The 25,110-nt window shown below is 36.1% G+C and carries 23 protein-coding genes; 11 read left to right on the forward strand and 12 right to left on the reverse strand.

The annotated features are described in order from the left end of the window. Positions 1 to 211: 211 nt before the first annotated feature. Both IJE13_RS01455 and IJE13_RS01460 read right to left on the reverse strand, forming a co-directional pair. Complete coding sequence (locus tag IJE13_RS01455) at positions 212 to 2,506, reverse strand: ABC transporter permease (RefSeq protein ID WP_292776207.1); 2,295 nt, start codon at positions 2,504 to 2,506, stop codon at positions 212 to 214. Between the two features lie 121 nt (positions 2,507 to 2,627). Further along, entirely contained in the window at positions 2,628 to 3,332 is a 705-nt protein-coding gene (locus tag IJE13_RS01460) for an ABC transporter ATP-binding protein (RefSeq protein WP_292776209.1), read from the reverse strand. A gap of 406 nt (positions 3,333 to 3,738) precedes the next feature. Between IJE13_RS01460 and IJE13_RS01465 the strand changes: the two genes are divergently transcribed. Then, positions 3,739 to 6,009, forward strand: a complete 2,271-nt coding sequence (locus IJE13_RS01465) for a phage holin family protein (RefSeq protein WP_292776211.1) — start codon at positions 3,739 to 3,741, stop codon at positions 6,007 to 6,009. A gap of 95 nt (positions 6,010 to 6,104) precedes the next feature. Here IJE13_RS01465 and IJE13_RS01470 read toward each other — a convergent pair whose 3' ends face one another. From IJE13_RS01470 to IJE13_RS01485, 4 genes are all read right to left on the reverse strand, one after another. Continuing rightward, complete coding sequence (locus IJE13_RS01470) at positions 6,105 to 7,433, reverse strand: magnesium transporter (protein WP_366514841.1); 1,329 nt, start codon at positions 7,431 to 7,433, stop codon at positions 6,105 to 6,107. Between the two features lie 155 nt (positions 7,434 to 7,588). Next, positions 7,589 to 8,197, reverse strand: coding sequence for a potassium channel family protein (locus IJE13_RS01475; RefSeq protein ID WP_292776215.1), 609 nt, complete (start codon positions 8,195 to 8,197; stop codon positions 7,589 to 7,591). 141 nt (positions 8,198 to 8,338) lie between these two features. Beyond that, positions 8,339 to 9,469, reverse strand: coding sequence for a cysteine-rich small domain-containing protein (locus IJE13_RS01480; protein ID WP_292776216.1), 1,131 nt, complete (start codon positions 9,467 to 9,469; stop codon positions 8,339 to 8,341). Between the two features lie 92 nt (positions 9,470 to 9,561). Then, positions 9,562 to 10,386: a hypothetical protein gene (locus IJE13_RS01485; RefSeq protein ID WP_292776218.1), complete on the reverse strand. Its 825-nt coding sequence runs from the start codon at positions 10,384 to 10,386 to the stop codon at positions 9,562 to 9,564. A 345-nt stretch (positions 10,387 to 10,731) separates the two neighbouring features. On the opposite strand from IJE13_RS01485, the gene IJE13_RS01490 reads away from it, so the two are divergent. From IJE13_RS01490 to tsaA, 3 genes are all read left to right on the forward strand, one after another. After that, on the forward strand, positions 10,732 to 12,477 hold the full coding sequence (locus IJE13_RS01490) for a DNA-directed DNA polymerase II small subunit (protein ID WP_292776220.1): 1,746 nt from the start codon (positions 10,732 to 10,734) through the stop codon (positions 12,475 to 12,477). Positions 12,478 to 12,552: 75 nt separating this feature from the next. After that, positions 12,553 to 13,134 (forward strand): class II aldolase/adducin family protein, encoded by a 582-nt coding sequence (locus IJE13_RS01495; protein ID WP_292776222.1) that lies wholly within the window; start codon positions 12,553 to 12,555, stop codon positions 13,132 to 13,134. 84 nt (positions 13,135 to 13,218) lie between these two features. Further along, positions 13,219 to 13,710 (forward strand): tRNA (N6-threonylcarbamoyladenosine(37)-N6)-methyltransferase TrmO, encoded by a 492-nt coding sequence (gene tsaA / locus IJE13_RS01500; RefSeq protein WP_292776224.1) that lies wholly within the window; start codon positions 13,219 to 13,221, stop codon positions 13,708 to 13,710. Between the two features lie 59 nt (positions 13,711 to 13,769). Here tsaA and IJE13_RS01505 read toward each other — a convergent pair whose 3' ends face one another. Further along, positions 13,770 to 15,584: a NosD domain-containing protein gene (locus IJE13_RS01505; RefSeq protein ID WP_292776227.1), complete on the reverse strand. Its 1,815-nt coding sequence runs from the start codon at positions 15,582 to 15,584 to the stop codon at positions 13,770 to 13,772. A 549-nt stretch (positions 15,585 to 16,133) separates the two neighbouring features. Here IJE13_RS01505 and IJE13_RS01510 point away from each other — a divergent pair. Both IJE13_RS01510 and IJE13_RS01515 read left to right on the forward strand, forming a co-directional pair. Continuing rightward, positions 16,134 to 17,045, forward strand: coding sequence for a right-handed parallel beta-helix repeat-containing protein (locus IJE13_RS01510; protein ID WP_292776229.1), 912 nt, complete (start codon positions 16,134 to 16,136; stop codon positions 17,043 to 17,045). 74 nt (positions 17,046 to 17,119) lie between these two features. Beyond that, positions 17,120 to 17,839, forward strand: a complete 720-nt coding sequence (locus tag IJE13_RS01515) for an Ig-like domain repeat protein (RefSeq protein WP_292776231.1) — start codon at positions 17,120 to 17,122, stop codon at positions 17,837 to 17,839. A 149-nt stretch (positions 17,840 to 17,988) separates the two neighbouring features. Here IJE13_RS01515 and IJE13_RS01520 read toward each other — a convergent pair whose 3' ends face one another. The 4 genes from IJE13_RS01520 to IJE13_RS01535 all read right to left on the reverse strand — a co-directional run bounded on the left by IJE13_RS01520 (position 17,989) and on the right by IJE13_RS01535 (position 20,516). Continuing rightward, on the reverse strand, positions 17,989 to 18,270 hold the full coding sequence (locus IJE13_RS01520; protein ID WP_292776257.1) for a DUF2149 domain-containing protein: 282 nt from the start codon (positions 18,268 to 18,270) through the stop codon (positions 17,989 to 17,991). Between the two features lie 105 nt (positions 18,271 to 18,375). Beyond that, on the reverse strand, positions 18,376 to 19,038 hold the full coding sequence (locus tag IJE13_RS01525) for a MotA/TolQ/ExbB proton channel family protein (RefSeq protein WP_292776233.1): 663 nt from the start codon (positions 19,036 to 19,038) through the stop codon (positions 18,376 to 18,378). 55 nt (positions 19,039 to 19,093) lie between these two features. Then, on the reverse strand, positions 19,094 to 19,810 hold the full coding sequence (locus IJE13_RS01530) for a DUF2162 domain-containing protein (RefSeq protein ID WP_292776235.1): 717 nt from the start codon (positions 19,808 to 19,810) through the stop codon (positions 19,094 to 19,096). A gap of 199 nt (positions 19,811 to 20,009) precedes the next feature. Beyond that, positions 20,010 to 20,516 (reverse strand): Panacea domain-containing protein, encoded by a 507-nt coding sequence (locus IJE13_RS01535; RefSeq protein ID WP_292776237.1) that lies wholly within the window; start codon positions 20,514 to 20,516, stop codon positions 20,010 to 20,012. Between the two features lie 226 nt (positions 20,517 to 20,742). Between IJE13_RS01535 and IJE13_RS01540 the strand changes: the two genes are divergently transcribed. The 4 genes from IJE13_RS01540 to IJE13_RS01555 all read left to right on the forward strand — a co-directional run bounded on the left by IJE13_RS01540 (position 20,743) and on the right by IJE13_RS01555 (position 23,335). Next, positions 20,743 to 20,997 carry a UPF0147 family protein gene (locus IJE13_RS01540; protein ID WP_292776239.1) on the forward strand — a complete coding sequence of 85 codons (255 nt, stop codon included), beginning with the start codon at positions 20,743 to 20,745 and terminating at the stop codon, positions 20,995 to 20,997. Between the two features lie 297 nt (positions 20,998 to 21,294). Then, positions 21,295 to 21,660, forward strand: a complete 366-nt coding sequence (locus IJE13_RS01545; RefSeq protein WP_292776242.1) for an HIRAN domain-containing protein — start codon at positions 21,295 to 21,297, stop codon at positions 21,658 to 21,660. Between the two features lie 87 nt (positions 21,661 to 21,747). Beyond that, entirely contained in the window at positions 21,748 to 22,752 is a 1,005-nt protein-coding gene (locus IJE13_RS01550; RefSeq protein ID WP_292776244.1) for a DUF6569 family protein, read from the forward strand. 160 nt (positions 22,753 to 22,912) lie between these two features. After that, positions 22,913 to 23,335, forward strand: a complete 423-nt coding sequence (locus IJE13_RS01555) for a hypothetical protein (protein WP_292776246.1) — start codon at positions 22,913 to 22,915, stop codon at positions 23,333 to 23,335. A gap of 48 nt (positions 23,336 to 23,383) precedes the next feature. On the opposite strand, the gene IJE13_RS01560 is transcribed toward IJE13_RS01555, so the two are convergent. Continuing rightward, the gene (locus tag IJE13_RS01560; protein ID WP_292776249.1) at positions 23,384 to 24,409 is read right to left on the reverse strand and encodes a cobalamin biosynthesis protein; all 1,026 of its coding nucleotides are present in this window, start codon (positions 24,407 to 24,409) and stop codon (positions 23,384 to 23,386) included. A 129-nt stretch (positions 24,410 to 24,538) separates the two neighbouring features. Between IJE13_RS01560 and IJE13_RS01565 the strand changes: the two genes are divergently transcribed. Then, complete coding sequence (locus tag IJE13_RS01565) at positions 24,539 to 25,006, forward strand: DUF2299 domain-containing protein (RefSeq protein WP_292776252.1); 468 nt, start codon at positions 24,539 to 24,541, stop codon at positions 25,004 to 25,006. Positions 25,007 to 25,110: the final 104 nt, after the last annotated feature.

Genomic DNA, 25,110 nt, shown 5'->3' on the forward strand with positions numbered 1-25,110 from the left:
TATTTAAAGTTAACTAAATTTAAAGTCTGTTTTAACAAAATTAAATCAATTTTATAAGACAAAAGTAAAATTAGAGTGATTTTAACAGATATAGTTTTATATAGTAAACTATGGTGAAATTGAAAAATTATAATGAAATAAAAAAAGTATAATTATATTGAAAAAAATAGAAAAAGAGAAAAATTTATGGACTGAAGTCCATAAAATCAAATTATTCATTGCTCTTCAATGATTCAACCATATTCACTTTCTTAATCTTTCTTGAAAATGCCAGATTGACAAGAACGGAAAGTCCGAAGGTAATCACAAAGCTCAACACGAAGTTCCATAGGTAAATGTTGATTGGGAAGCAATAGTCATCACCTGTTGAACCCATCATGACAGATATCAAAAGATAAGCTCCAGGAATTGCCAGAATGAATCCAATGGTTGAGAACCATAGGTTTTGAGTAAGCAAAAGTCTTCTCAAGCTTTTTGAATTGAATCCAAGAACCTTCAATGTTGCAAGCTCCCTTTGAATCTCAGTGAATGACAATAGTCCCAAATTGTATAGAACAACAACTGCCAGGACAATTGCGAATGTGGTGAGAACACTGACCATCATGTCCATAGGCTCGGTCATGATGCTCCATCCGCTTCTGATGTCCTCCATTGTTGTGATGCTGCTTACACCAGTGTGATTCTTGCTGACCTTCTCTTTAGTCAGAACAACATTAGCACTGTAGTTGTAGTCATCCCCACCTTCCTTGTCGAATGTCTTTGGAGACATTATCAGTCCTTGGCCGAAAGGAATTGAATAGGTTTCTGTAATCTCGGAATCGATCCATTTAGGATTTCCTGCAACATGCCATCTGACCTTATCTCCGACATTGACTCCAAGTACTTCAGCCATCCTGTCTGAAATTGCTATGCCGTCAGGGTCAATGGTTATATAATTCCTATTGCTGTCTGTAACCTTATAGTACTCCGATTCATTCATGACAGTAAGGGTTCCTGTCTTCTTGGTTCCCTTATACTTGAGTTCGATGGCCTCTTCCATCATGCCCTCACCATTTGTCTCCTCCAATACGTGGTCCAATTGGGCATCGGTGATGTTCTCATCCAAGATCAGCTTGGAATTGTAGTTGTAGATTTGATTGTATTGCCAATCCTCAACATCATTGATTGAATCCACCATTCCAAATGCGGACATGACAAGAAGCGCACATGCGAATACGCCGAAGACGCTCATGATTGCTCTGATCTTATTCCTTTTTGCGTCCCTATAGTTCCATCTTTCATTGAAGCTGAACTTCTTCCAGACCTTTGTCTTTTCAATTAATCCAGAACTAACAAGCTTTGGAGCCTTAGGCCTTATTGTCTCTGCAGGATTCTCCTCGCTGATTCCCTTAACGGAAATGTAGCTCACCAATACGGCAAAAATGACCATCATTGCAGCCACTGCAAAGAAGCTTATGTCCCATGAAGGTCCCCAGCTTGGAAGTGAATATGTTGCAGACATGGTCGGATAGAACAGATATGGAATTGTCAAAGGTCCCAATACAAGCCCTATGATTGAACCGGCCAGGGTCAGGACAAATCCATAGGAGAGATAATGAAGAATGATTGACCTGTTGCCATAACCCATCGCTTTTAAGGTACCTATCTGCATCCTTTGGGAGGAGATCACACGGGACATGGTTGTAACCAAAGTCAGAAGTGATACCAGCACAAATATTGATGGGAATATTCCTGCAAACATCTGATGCTGTGATATCTCATCATCCAATGTCTTCAATCCGACATTTGTGTCATGGCCTCCATACTGGACATATGCCTTCTGGCCCAATGTCTCCTCAAGGTCTGACTTGAAGTCCTTCTCATCCAATTCCTCATATGCATCCAAGGCAATCCTATTGTATTTGACTTCAAAATCGGCTCCTTTGGCAGGCATGTATGCAAATCCCACTTGGGAGAAGTCAGGAAGCAGACTGCCTTCCTGAATGTAATAGACATATTCAGGGGAGTACATTATTCCCCTCACTGTTTTGGAGACTTCCTTTCCATCGAATTTCAGGGTGATCTTGTCTCCAACATCCAAGTCACGGCCGTCTGAAAATCTCTTGTCAATCCAGATTCCGTCCTCATCATCTTCATCAAAATCCTTGCCTTTGAAAAGATAGAACTTGGATATGTTCTGCTTTCCTTCAACAATATGCAATGTGATATCAGGGTCTGAAGAGTAGTTGGCAACTGTTTCAACCACCATCTCACGTTGGGCATCCTTGATCTGGTCCATGCCCTTAATTTCGGAAAATACGTCCTCGTCTATTTCCTCTCCATAGATCCATCCGTCAGCAAGGTTTGTATCTTCAAAATAATGAGTTGAAACGTCAACTATTCCTGCAGCCTCACCTGCGATTCCTGTAAATGCAAACACTCCTATGAGAGCCATTAAAAAAATGGATATGAATTGGGCCTTATGATCCTTAAAGTCCCTGAGCATTTTCCTAAACAACATCTTCATATTATCACTTCTGGTTCTGCATTCGCATTTACATTATAAAAAAAATTAATAATTATTTTCAATTAATATAAAAAAAATAAATTCTATTCATTAAATCAAATTAAAAAGAATTCAAAAAATTCTACCATTCGATAAGATTGACATCCAATGGATTCTCATTGATTGTTACACTTTCAATCCTACCGTTCTTGATTCTAATCAGCTTGTCAGCCGCATCAGCCAATTTTGAGTTGTGGGTTACAATCACCACAGTGGTGTCCTTCTTATGGCACATCTCCTGCAACAATGAAAGAATCAGGACACCTGTATTTGAATCAAGAGCTCCTGTCGGCTCGTCACATAAGAGCATTGCAGGCTCCTTTGCCAATGCCCTTGCAATGGATACCCTTTGCTGTTCACCACCAGACAATTGGGCAGGGAACTGGTTTCCATGACCGCTGAGGCCAACGGATTCAAGAATCCTGTCGCCATCAATGTCAACGTCGGTGATGTCCTTCATCAGCTCAACGTTTTCCTTAGCTGTAAGGTTTGGAATCAGGTTATAGAACTGGAAGATGAAGCCAACGCTTTTGGCCCTGTATTTGGTCATTTCATCATCATTGAAATCAACGATGTTCTGTCCGTCAACAATTATCTTTCCGCTTGTGGCGCTGTCCAATCCCCCAAGAAGGTTCAGCAATGTGGATTTTCCTGCACCGGATGGTCCCAATATAACAACAAATTCACCTTTATCTATCTTTAGGCTTAAATTGTCCAAAGCCCTAAGCTCATGCTCTCCGCTCTTATAGATTCTGGAAACGTTTTCAAATTCTATCATTGTTGTCATTTTTGAACCTCCCTTAAATAAATTAAATTATTATAAAAGTTTTATACCTATTTCTTTAAATCGTGAATTATTAAATTATTATAAAAATTTTTACCTATTTTCTTAAAATCTGATTATCAAATCATTATATGAATTATTTATAAAAAAATAAGATAATAAATATTGTCATTGGTTAAGTAATCTTAATAAAGATTTATATGTTGTTCATCATATATAATATTTAGGTATACCTAAATTATAATTATCAAAAAATGAAATTGAAAATAATGCCTTAAACTTAATCAAATTAACTATAGAACATTTTAATAGAATAATATTAAAATATAAGGATATATATCAATATTCATAAGAATTAAATTAATTTGATTTGAAATTAGATTAAAAAAATAATTAAATGGGTTTTTACATGGCAAGCACAGTAAAGGAAGACTTGAAGGAACTGATCAAATTCGTCATCTATATAATTCTAGAGGTGGCCATATTCTTTTCAGTCACCAATGTCCTTGGTGGAATAAGCTTGCCCAACTTTGAAACCGCATTTCTTGTCATAGCGCTTTTATCATTGGTGAATGCCCTATTATGGCCTCTTTTAAGCTATTTTTCACTTAGATTTGTTGTATTGACACTTGGTTTTGGAACATTCCTCATCGACGGAATACTCCTCTACATCATAAGCCTCTTCATACCTGGGGTCCACATAAGTGGAATAGCCCTCTATACAATTCCTCTTTTCATTGGACTGGTATCCTCTTTCCTTTCACTTATCTTAAATATCGACGATGACAAAAGCTATTATCAAAACGTTTTGGAAAAGGAAATGAAGTCACTCTACAAGGAATCAAATGATAAGGAAGGTTTCATCTTCCTTGAAATAGACGGCCTGTCCTACAATACATTAAGGAAGGCATTGGAAAGGGGAGACATGCCCACCCTATCAAAATGGATAGAGGATGGAAATCATAGGCTTACAAGGTGGGAAACCGACCTTTCAAGCCAGACATCATCTTCACAGGCAGGAATACTCCATGGAAACAATAGCAATATTCCAGCATTCCGTTGGCTTGAAAAGGACAACGGCAACACTATTATCTCATCAAATGGAATGGAAAACTCAGAAATCATCGAAAAGAGAATATCAAATGGAATGGGCCTCCTTTCAAATAAGGGCGCAAGCAGAAGCAACCTGTTTTCAGGAGATGCCGAAGACCACATCCTGACTTTCAGCAATCTGACAAAATCCGCAAGCATAAAGACAACAAGCTGGTACTATATATATTCAAGGCCTTATGTGATTACCAGAATCCTCATACTGTTCATTGCCGACATATTCATGGAAGTGATTTCAAGAATAAGGCAACTCTTCTTAAACGTTCAGCCTCGTCTCAAATGGAGAGGATTTGCATATTACATCGCCCGTGCAGGAACAAATGTGGCCATGAGGGAGGCAACAACATATACAATAATCGGAGACATCTTTGCAGGCCATTACAATGCCATCTATGCAACATATATGGGCTATGATGAAATAGCTCACCATAGCGGAGTGGAGGATTATGATGCATTCTATGCCCTAAGGCAGATTGACAAACAGTTCAGACGTATAGAAAAGGCAATAGAAAAATCCGAAAGGGATTATAACTTAATAATCCTATCAGATCACGGCCAGACAAATGGAATCACATTCAAGCAGAAATATGAAATAAGCCTGAATGACCTGGTCAGCGAGCTCTTGCCAGACAACATCAGCATTCACGGCATATTGCACTCCAATGATGACTATTTCAGAAGTAAATATTCATTGGACACATATCTTGAAGAGGGTGTGGAAAGGATAGACACCAGAATTGACAGCACTAAGGAAAGAATCGATACAAGAGTCGACAATGCAAAGGAAAAGATAGGAAACACAAGGGAAAGGATAGACACCAGAGTGGACACCGCAAAGGAAAGGATAGATGCAAACATTGGAATCCATCCATTGGAAAGGCTTTCAAACATAAAGGACAAGACCAAGATTTCAGAATACGTGGAAAAGCTCAAAAGAGACAATAGCTTCTTCAGTGACGATGAGTCATTCAGCGACAAGCTGAACAGCATTTCAACAGACTTGGACCTAAAGATCAGATTCTCAAAGAAGACCACAGTCAGTGATGAGACCGCACAGGCAATAGTCCTTGCATCAGGGAATTTGGGATTGGTCTATTTTACAGATTGGTCCAACAGAATGACATATGAACAGATTGAAGATGCATTTCCTGGACTCTTGAAGGCATTAGCCCATCATGATGGAATAGGATTTGTTTTGGTGAAATCCAATATGTATGGCTCAATAGTATTTTCAGATGATAATGTATTCTATCTTGAAAGCGAAGAGTATTATGGAGAGCATTTCCTTGACAAGTTCGGTGAAAACATAATCAGGAAACTCAAGAGAACAGACAGCTTTGAACACGTTCCAGACATTCTTGTAAACAGTGCCTATGACCTTGAAAACGATGAGGTCTATGCATTTGAGGAACTGATCGGAAGCCATGGGGGAGCCGGTGGAAATCAGCAGTACCCATTTATCCTATATCCCTGCAATTGGGAATTGGAAGAAGAAATATTCGGTGCTGAAAATGTTCATGGATTCTTTAAGCGTGAAATGGAAAAGTCATGGAATGATGAAAACAAGTAACTAAATCTAATGGAAAAGTAACGAAATAAAAAGAAATCATAAAGTAAAATAAATAAGTCATGGAAAGATAAAAAACAGCTATTTTTAAACCATGACTATATGAAACTCAACAAACCTAAAGACACCACTATCAAAATCAAGGTAGATATTGAATCTGTAAGGCTTGTAGACAGTGGAATCACAATATTGTCCGGATCAAGTCCTCTTCTATATGAGATTGTGGATATGTAGAATACCACAAGGAGCATAATCAATATCAATATCATACCTGCCATCAGGCTTATGAGGATTGAATGAAGGAATCCGACACCAATGTTATTGAATGCTATGGTAGAGGATTCAGCCAAAAATCCAATCAAAGGATACATCACAATGGCTAAGGTAATAATGGCTATGAAGTTTTCCATAGTGTGCTTCTTAGGCTTCAAGACCGGGTCGATAAGACCGGAGTGAAGACCGGAAGACAGTCTTGCACCTAATATGCTTACCAATCCTCCACTTTCACCAGAGAACAATGGAACCAATGTAAGTAGTGTTTGGTTCTTAAGCAATGTGCTGAGTGAATTGTTCAATATTCCACCTGCCACGGTTCCCAATATGGAACAGAAGAACAATACTGGAGTGGATTGCCTTACAATGTGCCTTACCTCATTTTCAGCTGTGTATCCTGAAATAAGTGAGACCAATGTAATCAAAATCACCAAGGCAAAGAGCGCCATCTTCACATACGGATGGAAACCTACAAAGTTCACTATCAAAACGCTTAATATGATTGCAGGCAAGGTGAAGAAGTCTCCTACCGCTGCAATGAAAGGTGTTGTGATATTGTCTGGATCCCAGCCCCCTTCAAAGCTCTTGAGGGAAATGAACATGGTAATCGGAAGCATGATTATTGTTGATATCAATCCTGCAATGAAGGAGATGAGGACAAAGTCAAAGATGCTTATGCTCTCGAAATTGAATACTATACAGATTATCTTTGCAATCACTGCAAGCAATACTGAAAGGACCATAGTCAATATCAATGAGGCTGTGATGTTCTCATCCAGAAGGTCGGACCTCTTGAATTCAGGGGATATGGTACCGATGTGGAGATGAGTGCTCAATCTTGAACCGAATGATCCGAAGATGTTTCCCCTCATTCCAATGGCTCCTGGAATGATTACCATAAGGCCTGGATAGGTCTTAAGGAAGAACTCCATATTCCCTAAGATGATACCTGCACACAAGTCACCTACAGCACAGATGGAAAGTGCTATGAGGCTTTCCTTCAAAACAGAATCAGTATCAGCCAAGAATTCCCTAATATAGCTTACAAAACGTGCAGGCAATGAGACTATGTACTTTATGCCATTGAATAAAAATAGAATAAAGCTAACAACTAAGCTGATAAGAGATTCCCCAAATTGACGTATCATCTTCATTAGACTTTTCAACCGGTTCACCTCCTATCATCATAGTGTCACATCCATACATATTAAATAAATAATTTAATTGAAAGTAAATTCGTATAAACTCTAAATACCAATAACCAATAGATAACAAATACTATAAACTACAATTAATCAATTGAATGAAATTAATCGTCATCAATAAATTCTTCAATGTTTCCTAAATCCTCTAAATGCATTTCTCCATCCGCTAACTTTTCAATGATTTCAGTTCCTGTTTCAGAACCTTTGGCAATCAAGACGTCTCCAGCAAGGATAACGGTGTTCTTGTCAGGGCCGTAGATCCAGGAATCTCCACGTCTGATGGAGATGATTCTCATACCGGTACGGTTTAGGAGCAACAAGTCTCCTAAAGACTGGTTTGCCAATACGGAACTGTCCTCAACATTCACACGGATAATGTTCTTTTCGGATTCTTCCATAACCATCTTGAATACTGGGTGTGGCTCGAATCCTTTCAATGTCAAGTCAGCCAAATCCTTTGCGGCATTACCCATGGATTCGGCAGCTTCCGCAATCTCAAGCAAGGTAGTCAATTTCTCTGCATCCTCAAGTGAACGTGCAGCCACAAGAGATTGCTTCTTGATTTCATAATTCATGCTGTTAAGCCTGTTTTCAAGGGTCAATACCTCTTCTGCAGCTGCCTTGTTGTTGAAGAGAACCGCAGAATAAGCTAAATCAACCATCAATTCCGACATATCTTTCATTTCAATTAAAATATCTTTTACACTTGGCATTTTAAAAACCTTCTAAATTTTAATATGTAATAAATAAGTATGATTTCAAGCTATTTCCTAATAGCTAATATCTAAAGTTTAACTAAATTTTAACTATTCATTGTCAATAGCTAATATTTAAAAATATAAATTAATTAATCATTATTTTAAAGTCTTAAGCAAACATTCACGTCTCAATTTCAATAATTCAATGTGCTTGGACTTCAAGTCATCCTTGTCTTCAAGGATTTTTCCCAATCCTTTTCTGATTGCCTTGCATGGCTCTTCCAAATGAATCCAGTCACAGTGCTGACAACTCCAAACATCCTTATCCTTAATCCATTCGCCGCCGGTTACACCATCAGCACATGGATAGAAAGGACAGTAGCAGAAATCGCATGCCTCCAATGTCTTATGGCAAGGAAGATACTCACAGTCATAGTCAAGGCCCTTAGGGGTTTCATCCTTAAGATATCTTTCAAAGAAGTCAATATTCTGTGAAATGAACTTAGGCTCGACTATATAATCTGATGAAGTGACCATGTAATCTTCCAATTCATGAGTCAGCCTGTTTCCAATGACCAAAGAGCTGCCCTCTTCAAGGCTCTCCTCATCAATGTCCTTGAACTTGCAGATTTCATATGAATAATCATCCCTTACAATTCCAGAGAGCAATTCATCGTTGAACTTAACTACAATCTTCTTCAGCTTTTTGAAATTTTCACCGACTGGATTGTGAATGAACAATACAAGATTGCTCTTTAAGGCAAATCTGATCTTATTCCTGAGTTCCCTATCTGATGAGATTGGATTGTTCAAGTCAATGGCTACAAGATCATTGAAGGGAGCCCCCAAAACAGCTGAGCTATAATCTATTGGAGATACGGCCGGATAGATTTTCAATTCAAGATTGTTGTATTTTGAAGTGATTTGAATCAAAAGATTGGCTATTCCAAAGATCTTTGTGCCGTTTGAGCATATTATTGATACATTATTATCAGAAGATTTGGAAACCGCCAGTTCTATTTTGGAATACTTTTCATTGAGTCTGGAATAGACATCTGCCTCAATTTCAATAGACTCTGATTCATCCAAGTCAATGCCTGCAGTATCCCTATCTTCAACAGACTCAATCTCATCCAAGCAAATGATTTCCTTACCTTTTAAATATGTATCCAAATCTGACATGTCGATATTGTCATAATTGACTATGACATCAGATTCGATTATGGCATTGAATGCATTGATAGTAAGGTTTCCTATGTCAGAACCCATATTAATAAGATTAATCATCATATCACCTTTCTAAGGAGTGTTTTTTTCTATAATCTTGTATTTTAAGAAATCATAATAACAATTAAAAATCATTAGCAATAGCTAAAAAATTAAAATAAATTGAATAAAGGCACTAATAAGCCAGTGGATTCAGTAGAACCTCCACTAGAGCCTCCACCAGATGAGGAACCACCTGAAGAAGAGCCGCCGCCAGATGAGGAACCTCCACTGGAAGAACCTCCACTAGAGCCTCCACCAGATGAGGAGCTTGATCCTGAATCGGATGAGCTGGAACTGCTTGATGAGGAACTGCTCGAACTTGAGCTGCTAGAGCTGGAACTGCTTGATGAGGAACTGCTGGAACTTGACTTAGATTTTGAGCTTGAAGACTTTGATGTTGAGTTGAAGTCATCATCCAAGATGGTATAACTGTTATCGTTTGCATCAAATATTTTCAAGATTGAATCTATCTGCAAGGTGTCCAATTTAACCTCAAGACCATTAATGGTATGTTCAGCAGTGGCTGTAGCAATAATCTTATAATCCGGTTCGCCATTGATTATGATTGAACCTGATTTTCCTTTAGGCTTGGAATATCCAAAAGCGATAACAGTGACATTGAACTCATCCTTATCCATATCGTCAACTGTAGTTATGGTCATGTTTTCCACATTGACACCATCAACATCTGCCACTTCGGATAGCTTGTCAGCCAATTCATATTTATTTGTAACATTTACATTGTCCGGATCCTTGATGAGCAATCCGCCAACATTGTCAGGACTGAACACTGAAGTAACAGTGCTGACCTGCATATCTATTAATTCTGCTGGATCAGGAACTTCTCCAGTCGCTAAAGTATAGGAACTGAATAGCCCTATTTCAAAAAATACAATAAATAACAATAGTATAAGTATTATTCTTGAAATTTTCATTTTATATACCTTTTTGAATTAATTCTTAAATCATCTTTTTATAAGCAATCTTTTTTCAAATGTCTTTTCACAAATTCATACTTTTCATAGGCTTCAATTAACTTTAAATGTGACGAAGACATATAGTTAGTATCTTATAATAATATAGTTTATATTATTTTTATATAATAAAATTATCGAAAAATCATGCAATATAGATTATTTTATTAACTAATAAGAAGATAATATAATTAGAGACTTTAAATCAAAATATATTCGAATGTAATGGAACTGTTTCAATTAGTGAAATGCTAGAAAAAATTCATCTGGAATTTACTAATGATAAAAAAAATGAAGAGGATTAAAATGACTGCTGAAATTCTAATTAAATTTGCAAGGAAAGGGATAATATTATCTCCAGAGGCTTATGATTTAATCAAAAACTCTAAAAATCCTATAAATTTAAGTTCAGAAATAATCGTGAAACTGAAAAGCGGAAATTATTCCAAAGAGATGGTTCCAGTTGATGTAGAAACGTTGAAAAGAATGGAAGGGATTGACTTAGGCATAAGTCCTAAAGTGGAAGAGTCTCCAAAGCCTCAAACAAAAGCTACAGAAACAATGGCTTCAAAAAGCGAAGAAAAAGCAATAGAGCCTAATAAACCAGAGATAGAGGAAAAAGAAATAGAACTTGATAAGCCTAAGACTGAAGAAAATGACATAGACCTCAATAAACCAAAGATAGAGGAAAAACCAAAGGAAACTCCAAAGCCAAATACGGCCTATCTAAGTGAAGATGTAGTCAGAATCAAAGAGGCTGAAGTTTCAAAGGATGTTGAAATAAAATACAAAAGAAACCTTACAGAATCAAAAGTCAAGTTCGACAAATTCAAGGTGCTCAAGGATACAAGCAACAAATCCTACACCAGCGGTGAAATCGGAAACCTGATCGAATACTTCCAAAACAGATATAAGAAATTATCCGGCATACTGTCAAAAAGGCCTGAGCTAAGGGCCTGGCAGAAGATCAATGAAATCACCGATGACCAGACTGACTTGAACCTGATTGTTATGATTACAGACATCAGGACAACCAAGAACGGCCATTATCTCATTGAAGTGGAAGATGACACAGGTTCAATGCCGATTCTTGTAAGCAAGGACAATGAGGAGCTTTACAGAGCTGCAAATAACCTGATGAGAGATGAGGTCATTGGAGTGATTGCACAGAAAAGGGCAGGCCAAGGCGAGAATAGATTGGCGATATGTCAAAACATCATAGATCCTGGAGTTCCAAGAAAGGACAGGAAGGAAGTTGATTTCGGTACTGTATTCACATCAGACATTCACATTGGAAGCTCAACATTCCTAGAGGATGCATTTGTAAGATTTATCAGATGGCTGAATGGTGACTTTGGAAATGAAGAGCAAAGGGAAATGGCAAACAATGTCAAGTACATGATTGTCGGCGGAGACATTGTGGATGGAATAGGAATCTATCCAAACCAGGACAAGGAACTGGCAATCAAGGATATCACACTCCAATACGATGAGGCCGCACGTTTGCTTGGTGACGTTAGAAGCGACATCAAGATCATCATCACTCCTGGAAACCACGATGCCTCAAGAGTGGCAGAGCCTCAGCCTGCTGTTCCTGAAAAGTATGCAAAGTCATTATACAAATTGAATAATGTGGAATTCCTCTCAAATCCAAGTATGGTAAGCCTTGATGGCCTTGAAGTCCTGATTTACCATGGAAGGGGAATTGACGATATGGTGATGGGTTCCAATGATTTCTCACACGAAAGAAATGACCTTGTAATGAGGGAATTCCTGAACAAAAGGCATTTGGCTCCATTGTATGGAGACAAGACCCCTCTTGCTTCAGAGCTTGAGGACCATCTGGTCATCGATAAGGTTCCGGACGTATTGCATACAGGCCATGTTCACATCAATACCTATACAAACTATAATGGAATTCACTGCATAAACTCAGGGACTTTCCAGACTCAGACTGAGTTCCAGAAGATCTATAACATTGTGCCTACACCTGCAATTGTTCCTATCATTGATGTAGGTGGAGTCTATAAGCCATTGGATTTCAATAAATAGATTGAATTAAAGTAAATTGATAATGCTTAATAAATGATTGTTTTATAGCCTATTATACTTATTTTGGATGATAATATGAAAGATGAAATTGTAAGATCCGTTGTGGAAATGTCAGCATATGTCTTTGAAAGAGGATTGGTTTCAGGAAAGGCCGGAAATGTAAGCGCAAGATTCAAAGGCCAGACCGGTGATATAGTGGCCATAACACCAACCCTTAAGTCTCTTGCTGACTTGGATGAAAAGGACATTGTGCTTGTGAATGAAAATGGTGAGGTATTGAGCAAAGGAAAGCCTTCATCTGAAGTTGAAATGCATCTGGCAATTTACAGGGAAAAGCCGGAAGTCAATGGAATCGCACATACCCACTCACCATATGCAACAGGATTTGCATTTTCAAACAAAAGAATCAAGCGTCTTGAAGGATTTGGGGCAATAAAGTCAGAATACCTGAAGGACATTGAATACTTCAAGCCAGGAAGCAAGGAATTGGCCGATGCTGCAAGTGAAGCCCTAAAGAGTGAGGATGCAATCATATTGAAAAATCATGGAGTCATAGCAACCGGCGAGACAGTTCAGGAAGCGGCAGCTCTTGTTGAATTCGTTGAGGAAATAGCTAAAACTCAATTTGTGACCCATGTATTGAATTCCATAGAGTAGAAAATGAAATTAAATTTATAAACTTAAAGTATGAATCAATTATCGTTATAAAGGTTTATATACATCAAAAATAAATATGATAGTATGAAAATCGAATTTGAAATTATTGGAACAATTCATTCCCCATTTACAGAGTTAGAGGGAATGCCAATCCAACCAACTGGTGCAAAAGGAATTAAAGGAAAAATATGTCTTAAAGATGAATTCAAGCCTGGGTTAAAGGATATTGAAGGCTTTTCACATCTAATACTCATCTATCACTTGCATAAGACAAATGGAAATGCGCTTGAAGTGAAGCCATTCATGGACAACAGCACACATGGAGTATTTGCAACAAGATCTCCAAAAAGGCCTAACAACATCGGAATGAGCACTGTAAAACTGGACAAGGTAGAAAATGATATATTATACATTTCCAATGTGGACATATTGGATGGAACACCTCTTCTTGACATCAAGCCATACGTTCCTCAGCTATTTGAAGACACCTTGGTCGATGACATAAAGATAGGCTGGTTTGAGACCAAGCATCAAAAGGCAAAAAGCCAAAAGGCAGACGATAGATTCTTCAAATAATCTATCATTCTTTTTTATAAAGAACAAAATAAGACACTAAAAAATATAATCATTATCAATTAAAGACTATAATCTCCATCATCCTTATAGTCATCCTTGTTTTTGCTTCTATATCCTAATGCAATGATTAATATTACAAGAGCAACAGCAAAGACTGCAAGCAATTGACTGTTTTTAGCTGTTGGAGGAGTATTTTGCTCCTTTAAAATCTCATAAGCCTTTCCTTCAGATGCACTGCCACCACCATTTTCACCAGAGTCTCCAGTTCCCTGATTGGATTGGCCGGACAAATCTCCTACACTAACTCCACTACCAGTAAAATTACCTTCACCACTTCCTGAACCGTTTGATGAACCTGAACCACTTCCTGTGCCATTTCCAAGAGATTGAGGATTTATACCGTCCTTATTGGATTTTTTAACATCCACATCAGGATTTTGTTCTGAATCTGATTTTTTCTGGACTTCCTTATCTATAGTTATATTGAAGGTATGTCCGCTAATGTTGATGGTAACAACGCTTCCTGCAGGAAGGGATGATAAGTCAAAATTGAAGCGTCCATCTTCCCCTACCTCTGCAGAACCGTAGTCCTTTCCATCGATGATGACATTATCAATTGTAAATGATCCCGCTCCAGCAACAGTTTTTCCATCATACAACTGGCCGAATATTCCCTTTCCATCTGAAGAGAATCCCATTGACAATGTCTTCAATTCATCAGCAGTTATCGCCCTTCCAAATACCATAGGGCATATGTGGCCTATCGCATAGTTGCCGTCATTGTCAAAATACCAGTTTGCTCCAATGTTTACCGGCGGGTGTGACATGGTACTCTTTGCATCCCAGACCTCGTTCATTCCTATGGAATTGTATGAGAAATCTAGATTATGCCATTCCACAGATCTGTAATTGTCTCCAAAGACAATGGCTGCACCTACATTATCATCATCAATATATGTTCCAAATACTTTTTTTGCAAACATGAGGGTGTTTTTTGTCATTTTGTCGCTATTTGTCAATGAATTTGCATAGACATTGACGACATTGCTTGAAATGTTATTGTACATAATGACATTTTTTGTGGTGAATCCTTCCATTCTAAGTCCTGAAACCCCATTTTTAGTTATGTTGTTCCGTAAGATGTTATTGGATTTGGCATTCTTCAAAAGAACTCCGTCCAAACCGTTTTTGGAAACAAGATTCCTTGTGATGTTGTTGCGATTGACATTCTCAAGGACAATTCCAGTATTCCTGTTTTGCTGAATCCTATTGGAGATTATCCTTGTCTTGTTGACATTGTTCAATACAATCCCATCATAAGCCTTAGTTAAAATATTGTTCTTGATTGTATTGGATTTGGAATTCTTCAAATAAATCCCTGCCTTCTTGCCGCCAGAAATATTATTATTCAATATACTGATGCTTGAACCTCCTTCAACCATTATCCCATAGTCTGAATTGCCAGTCAAGCTAAGCCCCTTAATGACTGATCCGCTAGCTAATTTAGTGAAATAAAAGCCAAATGTATTGGCGAGCCCCATTTGATTGGCTTTATTGCTCACGGAACCTGATGTATGAAGAATTGAACTTTTTGCAGAAACAATGTTCAATCTCTTGTTTACAACTATTGAGATATTATTGTACTCCCTGTCATTGAATTGGATAGTGTCTCCGCTTTTAGAATTATCGAAGATACTTTGTATCTCATCGTTGGTGGAATCGGAAGAGATCTTATGGATTGAACTTGTCGATATTACATTCTTTTCAGATTTATCTGAAGTATCTAATTCAAGAGTATTCTCTTTATTAAGAACATATTCTGAATTTAAAATCTCATTTGACTGTAATATGGTATTAGAATTAGAATTATCCATATCAAAACTATCTGAAGCTGATACAGAGCTAATTAAACTAAAAATTAAAATAATTAGAAAAATAACTAATAAAAATTGATTATTTTTCAAATTATCAAGTATATTTTCTTCAAAATTCATAATACCATTCCAGAATTAAATATTTTTTAAAAATAACTCATTAAATATGAAATTTTATAAAATTTTGTTCATTAAAAAAAATAATATAACAATGTTGTAAAAAGATATATATTTAATTTTATAAATTATCATCTATTTAAATCTTTACATAAAGACATTTTGTTTTTATTAAGTAAAAAAAATGTTTATTAACTATTGTTATTAATTTTAATAAAATAATAAAGATTTAAATAAAATAATTTAGAAAACATATATTCAAGATACAAAGTGTTATGAAATTCATATCGTGTATCTAAAAAATAATTTATATTATTTTTTTTAAAAAAATAAATATTAAATCAAGTTAATTTTTGATAATTTTGTATATTTATTTTTTATTTTTAAAATTAAATGAATATTTTATTTATTAAATAATAAAAGGAGATTTTTATGAATAAAAAGATATTACTTATTGCAGCATTGGTCCTTATGACTATTGTTTCACTTGGAGCAGTATCTGCAGCAGATGACGTTGCCATAGACGATATAACTGCCGATTCAGGTGATGCTGTCATAACTGATGGTGACGAAGGAGGAGAGACTCCTCAAACTACCACAATGCCTATTACTCCAGAAGATGACATTGAAGATATTCAAGATTATTTCAAATATGGTATAGAAGACAATACTGTGATTGAATTCGAACCTGGAACATATAATGTAGGTAGTCAAGGACTAAAAATCAACAAAACAATAATGACACTAGAACAAGATGTAGATGAAGAAGGAAATCCTGTCATGAAAGAGGTCTACACTCCAGTGACCTTAAACAACATTGTAATTCATGGTAATGGCGCTACCATCATAGGTAAGTTCCCAATGTCAGCAAATTCCAACTATTTTGATGGAATTTTCGAAGTGGACAATGTAAATGGATTAACCATTAGCGGATTCAACTTCATAGTTGACGGTACATATAATCAAGTTACCCCAAAAACTCCATCCTGTCTTATTATCTACAACACAACAAATGCTATAATTGAAGACAATAATATTACTGGTGGACGTTTCGGTCTTTACTTAGGAAGCAAATTCGCTGATCCTAACTACGATGCAATTGTAAGATACAACACCATTTACAATGCACAAGACATGGGTATCATTTCATTCGGTTCCCCTCGCAGCCACATCTACAACAATACAGTCATCAATCCTGCAAACCATGGTATTGACGTAAGACACGGTTCAGGTCCTAACTGTATTGTGGAAAACAACACAATCATCGGTGCAAGGGAAGGTATCTACCTCATGACAGTGCAGGCCACAAAGCTATCGGAAACATTCTCAGCAATTGTGATATAGGTATTACCTGCTACGGATCTTCAAACATCTTCTGTGATGAAAACAAATTCTTAAACCAAACCAAAATCGGATACTTGCTTTCAAGTGGATACAGCAACATCCAAATCGGTGAAAACAACGATTACTCAGGTTTAGTATGGATAGGTATGCCACCTACATTCACTTACAACATCGTTAAGGCTGACAACACTTATGTTGGTGCAACAAACGGTACCTTCAGTCAAGTTACCCCTAGTGAAACCGCTATCAATGCTAGCGCTTTAACCACTATTGCAAAAACCAATAAAAACTTAGTATTTACCTTATATGACTCAAAAGGTAATGCGTTGGCTAACAAGACTGTAAGCGTTACCCTTAATGGTAAAACCACTAATGTAACTACCAACGCTGACGGTAAAGCCACAATCAAAACCAACTTTGCGGCAGCAGGAACCTACTACTACAGTCTCAACTTCCTTGGTGACGACACCGGATGCAAAGCTTCCTTTGCTACTGTAAAAGTGACTGTAAACAAACAAGCGGTCAAAGCCACCTTTGCTAAAAAGACCTTTAAGGTAAAAGCCACCAAGAAAATCAGCTTCACTCTTAAAGACGCTAGCGGCAAAGCTTTAGCAAGCAAAAAAATTACCTTTAAAGTAAACAAAAAGACATACACTGCTAAAACCAACTCCAAAGGTGTTGCAACTGTAAAAATTGTTATCAAGAAAAAAGGCAAATACACTGCAACCGCTAAATTTGCAGGAGACAGCGCTTACAAAGCTATCAGCAAAAAAGCATATATAACTGTAAAATAAGTTTAAAAAATGGATTTTTGAGCATTCTCAAAAATCTTCATTTCTTTTTTTTTTTAATATTTTAACCAATTGAAAAAATATTTTAAAAAATAATATTGTTTCAGATTTAACGAATTATATTTTTATCAATAAAAAAAGATAGAGAAAAATCATTCCTCTACCATAATCAGCTTGCCATTGGAATCCTGATATACCTTACCCATTTCAGTATATCCCTGACCGGATTTATTGCTTATATCGGGAGTTTCATTCAATTGCTGACCTTGATCCACTTCACTTACTTCACTCATCTGTTGCATGACATTCTGCTTTTCCTCTTGGGTCATGTCAGAGAATATGACTCCCTGCATATTCCAGGAAATCACCAAAAAAACCAAAAGACCCACTGCAATCACCAGCATTGCATCCACAAGATTTGCGGTTCCTGCCATAGGATCTTCACTGTCTTCAGACAATCTCTTTCCACCTTGACGACGTACCACATTAATCACCTAAAAAATTGATTGGAAATTTAGATAAAAATAAATCATTATAGATTATTTCCCTCTCATTTCATCCTCTTTCTTCAATCTGTCCAATACGGTATCTGCCAAAGCATCCAAATTGGAAAGATACTGTTCATACCATCGTCTGCGAATCTTTCCTGCCACATAAGCTACAGCACCTGCACCAATACCTACAACAGTAGTGTCAAAAGCCACTATGATTGCACTTGCAAGAGTGTTTACATCTCCACTTCCAAGTGCGGCAAGACCAGGACCCATTGGAATCAAGGTACCCATCAAACCAAGGGTAGGACCGATCTTGGTTACAATGTCTGTCTTTTGAAGGTTTTTCTCAATCTTGTCCTGTTCCTCTTCAAAAAGCTTTCTTGCAAGAGCACGTCTGGTATCTTCACGCAAGTCTTTCGCTCTTGCAATTTCCATCAATACAACCTTTTGGGCATGCTGTATAGGAGCATTCTTTATAATATCCTGAAGATCATTCACATCACAATTAGCTATCCTGTAAATCAGCTCCCTGATTAATTTAACAGGGACTTTCTTGTGAGATGAGTATTCTGAGATAAGGCTTCCAATAATATATACAGCGAAGACTGCAAAAGCCAATAGAAATATGATTACAGGTATCTGCAAACTCTGAGCAATAACATTCAATGCGGAAGTTAACAAATCGCTTCCTGGAATTATTGTTACCATTTAATCACCAAATAATAAACAATTAATTTTGAAATTTTAAAAAAAATTTTGTTTCTTAACTGAAATCAATTAAAAAATCATTTTTTCTAGAAGCCATGACTCCTATAATTATAATTGCAATGGCTAGTCCAAAACTTATGGCCATTGAACTTAATGAAGGAATAGTAATGGATCTCATTGACTGATTGAATACCTGAATTATGTTAGGAATCAATATGGAAGACAATAGGAAATAAATCCCCAAAAAGAGCATGAAGTTTCCAATGACGATTGGATAAGGCTTTTTAAGGAACTTAACTATTAAATTGGATGCAAAATATCCTATGATAATCACCAGCACCATTGCCACAGCAACATATTTGCTCAAGGAAAAGGCACCCAACCCAACTGTAGGAGCAGCCATGATGATGCTTGCCAAAATGGACCCGAAATAGCATGGGCAAGGAGCAACCAATATCATTCTTGTGGTTCTCATAGTGTTCCTTTCATGCTTTTTCCACTCTTTTATTGTATATATCCCTGCAAAAATCATTATGACGGCCATTATCAGGAATAAGATAGAGTTGTATGAATTTATAAAATCAGTTATTTGGTTTGTGTATAGGGAAGCTATAGTTGACAAAAGCATGATTCCTCCACCATAACCTAAAGCAAGAAGAGCTAATTTTTTCTTTGATAAATTAGCTAAGCCACTGGCTATTCCCAATTTGGTTCCAAATAGGATAACAGCTGCAAAAACACCTACTTGCCATAATGCACTCAATATTTCCATAATACACCAAAAAATAATTTTAATTGAATTCAGTGATTCAATAATTTAAAAAAATATATGTGTTATAATTTATGTAATACGATATATAAATATGTTCTTATCAATAAAGCAAAAAAGTTATTTTTTTAGATATATTTAAAAAAAAAGTATGTATAAAGGTTTATTTTATATGAAATAAAGTAGTATTCAATGTTAAAATTTAACTGATTTTAACAAATACCTTATTCTTGCTTTCAGACTTTCTGGAAAACACAAGATCATAATCAATGATCTCATCATCTTCAGTCATTTTTACAGGTGCATCAGAGAGGGAATATTCTCCAATCTGCTTACCATTCATATGGCTTATGTCCTTGATTACCTGATTGATGACGGACAATTCATCTTCATTCAAATCGATTGAAGGCTCAGTTACTGAAAAATACCTGTTCATCACCTTTCCGCAAGGCAATCTTCTTTTTCCCAATCTCACATTATTCTCCTCCACCAGTTCCTCTATGGCTGATTCGAAGTGAATTGGAACAGGGCCTCTTTCCATCTTTCTGTAACTTTCATTTGTTATGGATTTCTTATGAAGCTCATAATGGTTGAAGTCTGAAAAATACAATAGCTTATGGAGGACTGTCCTTCCAACAGTGTTTCTAAAACCGCATTTATATATGATGTAATGCAAGACCATCTTGAACTTTTCTTCCATGAACTCCATTTGAACCATCCCTTGAATTAAAATAAGCAATTATTATTAAACCAATATATAATCTTATTTTATCCATTTTAATATAAATCATTTCTTATTTTACTAACAATATGGCATAAATATATATACTTTGAAAATTATATTTTATATTGTTATAGACTATTTACTTTTTTTGAAACTGATTTATGCTTACTAGATGATATTTTCAAAAATTGATGAATAGGGAGGAATAATTATGGTAGAAGAAACTTTTGAAGAAGTATCCGCAATTTTAAAACACATTATGGAAAACCCAAGCGTACCACGTAACATCAGAAGAGCTGCAGATGAGTCTTTCCAAACCTTGAATGATGAAAGCGAAGACCCAACTGTAAGAGCAAGCGCTGTAATATTGAAGTTAGATGAAATCAGCAACGATCCAAACATCCCAGTTCATGCAAGAACCTTGATTTGGGAAATCTTATCCAAATTGGAAGCTACAACCGTATAGCTTTACTCTTTTTTTATTTATTACTTTTTTTACTTTTTTTCAATCTTTTGTAATACTCTTTTTAAATGATAATTTATCACTATTTTTCATGACCTTTAAAATTTTCAAATCAATTATCTTTGATATCATTGCCTCTATTTCCATTAGGTCTGATTTTAGAAAACCTAGACATGCATTTCAAGTGTAAAATTATGAAAGTTAAACATTAATTTATTGATTTTTACAAAAATCAAAAACCTTTATAAGTAACGGTATCCATAATATATTTAACTTACTATTTTTATTGGGGTGAAATGTATGAACGAAGAAAAAAACAATGAAAAATATGTATCTATAATCTGTTTTAACCAATTTCATGGAAAGAAGATATTCAAGATTGGTTCTATTCTAAAGCTTATCAAGGAGCCGGACAACAGTCACGATGGGGAAGCCATTCGTGTTGAAATGAGATATGCCGGCAAGGTCGGATACCTGGCAAACAGTACGCAAACCGTCGTTAGAGGTACCATGAGTTCCGGAAGGGTTTATGACAAGATCGATGATGAGGACGCCTATGCTATCGTGAAATTCATTTCCCATCAGAATGTCATAGCTAAAATCATCGAAAAAGATAAGCTTGAGGAACTTAAAAAAGATCCTGAAAACGATGTAAACTACATCTAATTATTTTAATCAAAATAAGAGTTATAAATAATCAATGAAATATTAGTTTTAATAGTATAAAACAATCTATAGTCTTGGGGTGATAATGTGGAAGAATCAAAGAAAAATAATGAAATAAATGATGTGAATGAGGACTTAAGCCTCATTCAAAACACTGCATTCATTGACATAAACGGAACAAAAATAGCCATTGAGCTTTTGGACAGCCAGAAGTATGAAAATGTTGAGGCTATTCCAATCAAAACAGATGCATTTGGGAAAAAGGATTTCCTTACATTGAAAAAGGGATATGAGATGAACCTCGTTGAAATCAAGGAACTTGAAAATTCAACTGTAGGCACTGTCTCATGCAGGAATGATGCTGTAACTCCACTTATACTAATCGATGGGGATGAGATTACAGGTGCGATGCAAAACCGTATCATAAACGACAGTCTCCTCATTCCAGCCAAATCAAGGATAAACATTCCAGTTAGCTGCACTGAACACGGAAGATGGCATACCAAAGGTGAAGGGGAAGCAAGCAGAACTTTCAAGCCATCATTGTATTCTGCAAATCACAGTACCAGAAGCAGAAAGTCAAGGGCTTCCTACGAAGAACGTGACTACCAAGGTGACGTCTGGGATTCAATCAGTGAATTCGAATCCAGAGCCAATTTCAGATCCGTTACCAGCGCATTGAATGACAGCTATGAAAACCTTAAGGAAAAGCAGAATGACTATCTGAAACAGTTCCATATTGAAGAAGGACAGAATGGAGTCATCTTCATTGTAAACGGTGAAATGAAGGGATTGGAACTCTTCTATAATCACAGCATCTACAGGGAATATCATGAAAAGCTATGCAGAAGCTATATCATAGAGGCTGTTGTTGAAAAGAAATCCGTAGACAACATTGACAGATTGGAACTCACTAAGACCTTGGAAGACATTTCACTTTCCGAGCTCAAGTCCAAAAAATCAATCGGCCTTGGAGATAATCTTAAGCTATCAAATGATTTCGGATCAGGTTCAGCCCTCGTATGGGAGGATGAATTGATTCACATGACCTTCTTCAAGGATTACAATAAGGATGTAGAAATCATAATTTAACTGCATTCATTATTTATTTTTTATTTTTTTATTATTATCAAAGCTCTTTTTACATCAAAACAGTCCACCTAAAGTAATATCCTTTTACACCATACTCTTTTATCTTTAAATCACTAAAAATCATCAAAATCTATAAAATCTTTAAATGGAGGAGATAATAATGTTTACTCGCGAAGAGCAAATTATGCATGATAGAATGATCGAATCCTTTTTGGACATCGAAGGGGAAGAACTTGAAGGAAAAGACATAAGGGAAATAATATGGTCTTGGCTTAACTGGATGGAGGCTAGATACAAAGCCACCCATGTACATAACTTTTGCTATGCAATAATAGACTGTGACCATGGTGGAATTGTGACTATGATTCCAGAGGAAGTCCCTGATGCAAAGGAAAAGATCAAGGAGCAGTGTGAAAATCTCAATAATAAAAATGATTCTTCGGAAGAAAAGAGAGAAGATTCCAATAAGCAGGAAGAAAGCAATCCTATGATCAATCTCAATGAAGTCACCGATGCATATCTCAATATGGATGATGAATCCTTCATCGATTTCCTGATGAATCATGCTCAGAAAGAAAAATAAGTAAAGTAGAATCAAAAATAAATGAAAAAATAGAAAGTAATAATTCTTCTACAACATGAGAAGAATCAAGTCCATAAACACGAAAAAGAAAAAGAGTGTAATCAAAAAGATGGCGAGTCTTGCAATGTCGATTGCCTTGTCAATGCATTCAACCTTAATCGGATGAAGATTATCGCCTAAAGTGTAGACTCCTTCCTTTTCAAGTTGAATGTTCAATGCTCCTGCCACAGTTGCCATTGTGTATCCTGAATTCGGACTGTCACAGTTTCTTGCATCCCTTCCCATTATGTAATAGGCCCCTCTCCAATTGAGGCCTAAAAAGGCAGCTGAAATTATTATCAGAAATCCGGATATTCTTGCAGGAATGTAATTCAATATGTCATCCAAATGAGCAGGCACATAACCAATATTGTAAAGCTCGTCGGTCTTGTATCCAAGCATGGAATCCATGGTGTCAACTACCCTATGGATCAATGCTGCAAGCAAAGCCAATATCACCACATCAAAGTCATTCAATCCAAGGAGCATTCCAGCTATTCCAACGATTGAATAATAGAAAATAGTGGAAACATATGAATCAGGAATATTCTCTGTCAATGTTTCAATCACTGCAGATATGACATGCTCCTTATTCAATTCACTTGTTTTTCTGCTTACCAGATAGCTTACAGCCTGACGTGCCTTATTCAGGTTATTGTTCTTCAGGTCCCTTTCCACATCACGTGCTGAATCCAAGAGCAACTTGACAGAAAATGTAGAGGACAATAATAATAAAGCTGCAAGCTTGAATAGATAGATCATTCCATCATTAAGGTAAAGGAAATGCTTTATTAGAATCATTGGCACTAAAACTATCAAGGAGGAAACCGCTATTACACATATTGATATTATTAATCCTGAGACTTTATTATCATATTTAATCAAGTATTTCTTGAAAAAGCTTATGATATTTCCAATCCATACAACAGGATGTATTTTAGTTGGGAATTCTCCTATCAACAAATCAAATGCCAGTGCAAACAGCAATATTGTAAGCAGCATGTAAATTGAATTTGAGTAAAGTTCAGTTATCATTAAAATTAAATATATTAGCCAACTATATATAATTTATTGATTAACAACTAATTAAAAAATAATAAATAAATTATTTAATGATTAATTGATAAACTAAACGAATTACAATTTTATTAATGGATGATATTTATGGCAATTGATGAAGAACAAGTAAGAAACTGGTTGATGGAAGAGGATTTGATCCGTGAAAAGATTTATGATGAAAACGCTAATTTCCATTATATTATTAATTTCCCAAACAATAATGCAATGGATATAATCAATCCTAAAGCAAAGGAAGATGTCTTAATCATTGGCTGTGCAACAGAAGTTTCCCAGGAAGAGCAGAACATTATCAAAAATAGTCCTAAAAATGTCAATCAGGAATTCATATGGAAAATAAGATTTTCATTGAATGAAATGCTTCTTGATTTTGAATTGGAACATCCGAATGATCAATTGACCAGATTCATCATAACAGAAGACATTTTTGAAGATGGGCTCTCAAAACATGTTCTTATAAAGTCAATAAAGAAAGTATTCAAAGGAAAGCTTCAATGTATCTGGATTCTTGGTAAGACATATGGATCCATTCAGAATAATAACATTCCTGAATAAATAGAAGTCATATATGGATTTGCAAAATTTTCTCTGTGTGGGTTTGGATATGCAACCATTACTTTATCTTCTATATACTTCATTGGGTTAATAGCAAAATTCTT

Source organism: Methanobrevibacter sp. (assembly GCF_017410345.1).
Classification (GTDB): domain Archaea; phylum Methanobacteriota; class Methanobacteria; order Methanobacteriales; family Methanobacteriaceae; genus Methanobrevibacter.

Coding starts and splice junctions, on each gene's coding strand:
- IJE13_RS01505 (WP_292776227.1), bottom strand. CDS start 15,584: ATGGATAATTCTAATTCTAATACCATATTACAGTCAAATGAGATTTTA.
- IJE13_RS01465 (WP_292776211.1), top strand. CDS start 3,739: ATGGCAAGCACAGTAAAGGAAGACTTGAAGGAACTGATCAAATTCGTC.
- IJE13_RS01540 (WP_292776239.1), top strand. CDS start 20,743: ATGGTAGAAGAAACTTTTGAAGAAGTATCCGCAATTTTAAAACACATT.
- IJE13_RS01545 (WP_292776242.1), top strand. CDS start 21,295: ATGAACGAAGAAAAAAACAATGAAAAATATGTATCTATAATCTGTTTT.
- IJE13_RS01455 (WP_292776207.1), bottom strand. CDS start 2,506: ATGAAGATGTTGTTTAGGAAAATGCTCAGGGACTTTAAGGATCATAAG.
- IJE13_RS01510 (WP_292776229.1), top strand. CDS start 16,134: ATGAATAAAAAGATATTACTTATTGCAGCATTGGTCCTTATGACTATT.
- IJE13_RS01475 (WP_292776215.1), bottom strand. CDS start 8,197: ATGCCAAGTGTAAAAGATATTTTAATTGAAATGAAAGATATGTCGGAA.
- IJE13_RS01565 (WP_292776252.1), top strand. CDS start 24,539: ATGGCAATTGATGAAGAACAAGTAAGAAACTGGTTGATGGAAGAGGAT.
- IJE13_RS01520 (WP_292776257.1), bottom strand. CDS start 18,270: ATGGCAGGAACCGCAAATCTTGTGGATGCAATGCTGGTGATTGCAGTG.
- IJE13_RS01555 (WP_292776246.1), top strand. CDS start 22,913: ATGTTTACTCGCGAAGAGCAAATTATGCATGATAGAATGATCGAATCC.
- tsaA (WP_292776224.1), top strand. CDS start 13,219: ATGAAAATCGAATTTGAAATTATTGGAACAATTCATTCCCCATTTACA.
- IJE13_RS01480 (WP_292776216.1), bottom strand. CDS start 9,469: ATGATTAATCTTATTAATATGGGTTCTGACATAGGAAACCTTACTATC.
- IJE13_RS01460 (WP_292776209.1), bottom strand. CDS start 3,332: ATGACAACAATGATAGAATTTGAAAACGTTTCCAGAATCTATAAGAGC.
- IJE13_RS01490 (WP_292776220.1), top strand. CDS start 10,732: ATGACTGCTGAAATTCTAATTAAATTTGCAAGGAAAGGGATAATATTA.
- IJE13_RS01470 (WP_366514841.1), bottom strand. CDS start 7,433: ATGAAGATGATACGTCAATTTGGGGAATCTCTTATCAGCTTAGTTGTT.
- IJE13_RS01530 (WP_292776235.1), bottom strand. CDS start 19,810: ATGGAAATATTGAGTGCATTATGGCAAGTAGGTGTTTTTGCAGCTGTT.
- IJE13_RS01535 (WP_292776237.1), bottom strand. CDS start 20,516: ATGGAGTTCATGGAAGAAAAGTTCAAGATGGTCTTGCATTACATCATA.
- IJE13_RS01525 (WP_292776233.1), bottom strand. CDS start 19,038: ATGGTAACAATAATTCCAGGAAGCGATTTGTTAACTTCCGCATTGAAT.
- IJE13_RS01495 (WP_292776222.1), top strand. CDS start 12,553: ATGAAAGATGAAATTGTAAGATCCGTTGTGGAAATGTCAGCATATGTC.
- IJE13_RS01560 (WP_292776249.1), bottom strand. CDS start 24,409: ATGATAACTGAACTTTACTCAAATTCAATTTACATGCTGCTTACAATA.
- IJE13_RS01485 (WP_292776218.1), bottom strand. CDS start 10,386: ATGAAAATTTCAAGAATAATACTTATACTATTGTTATTTATTGTATTT.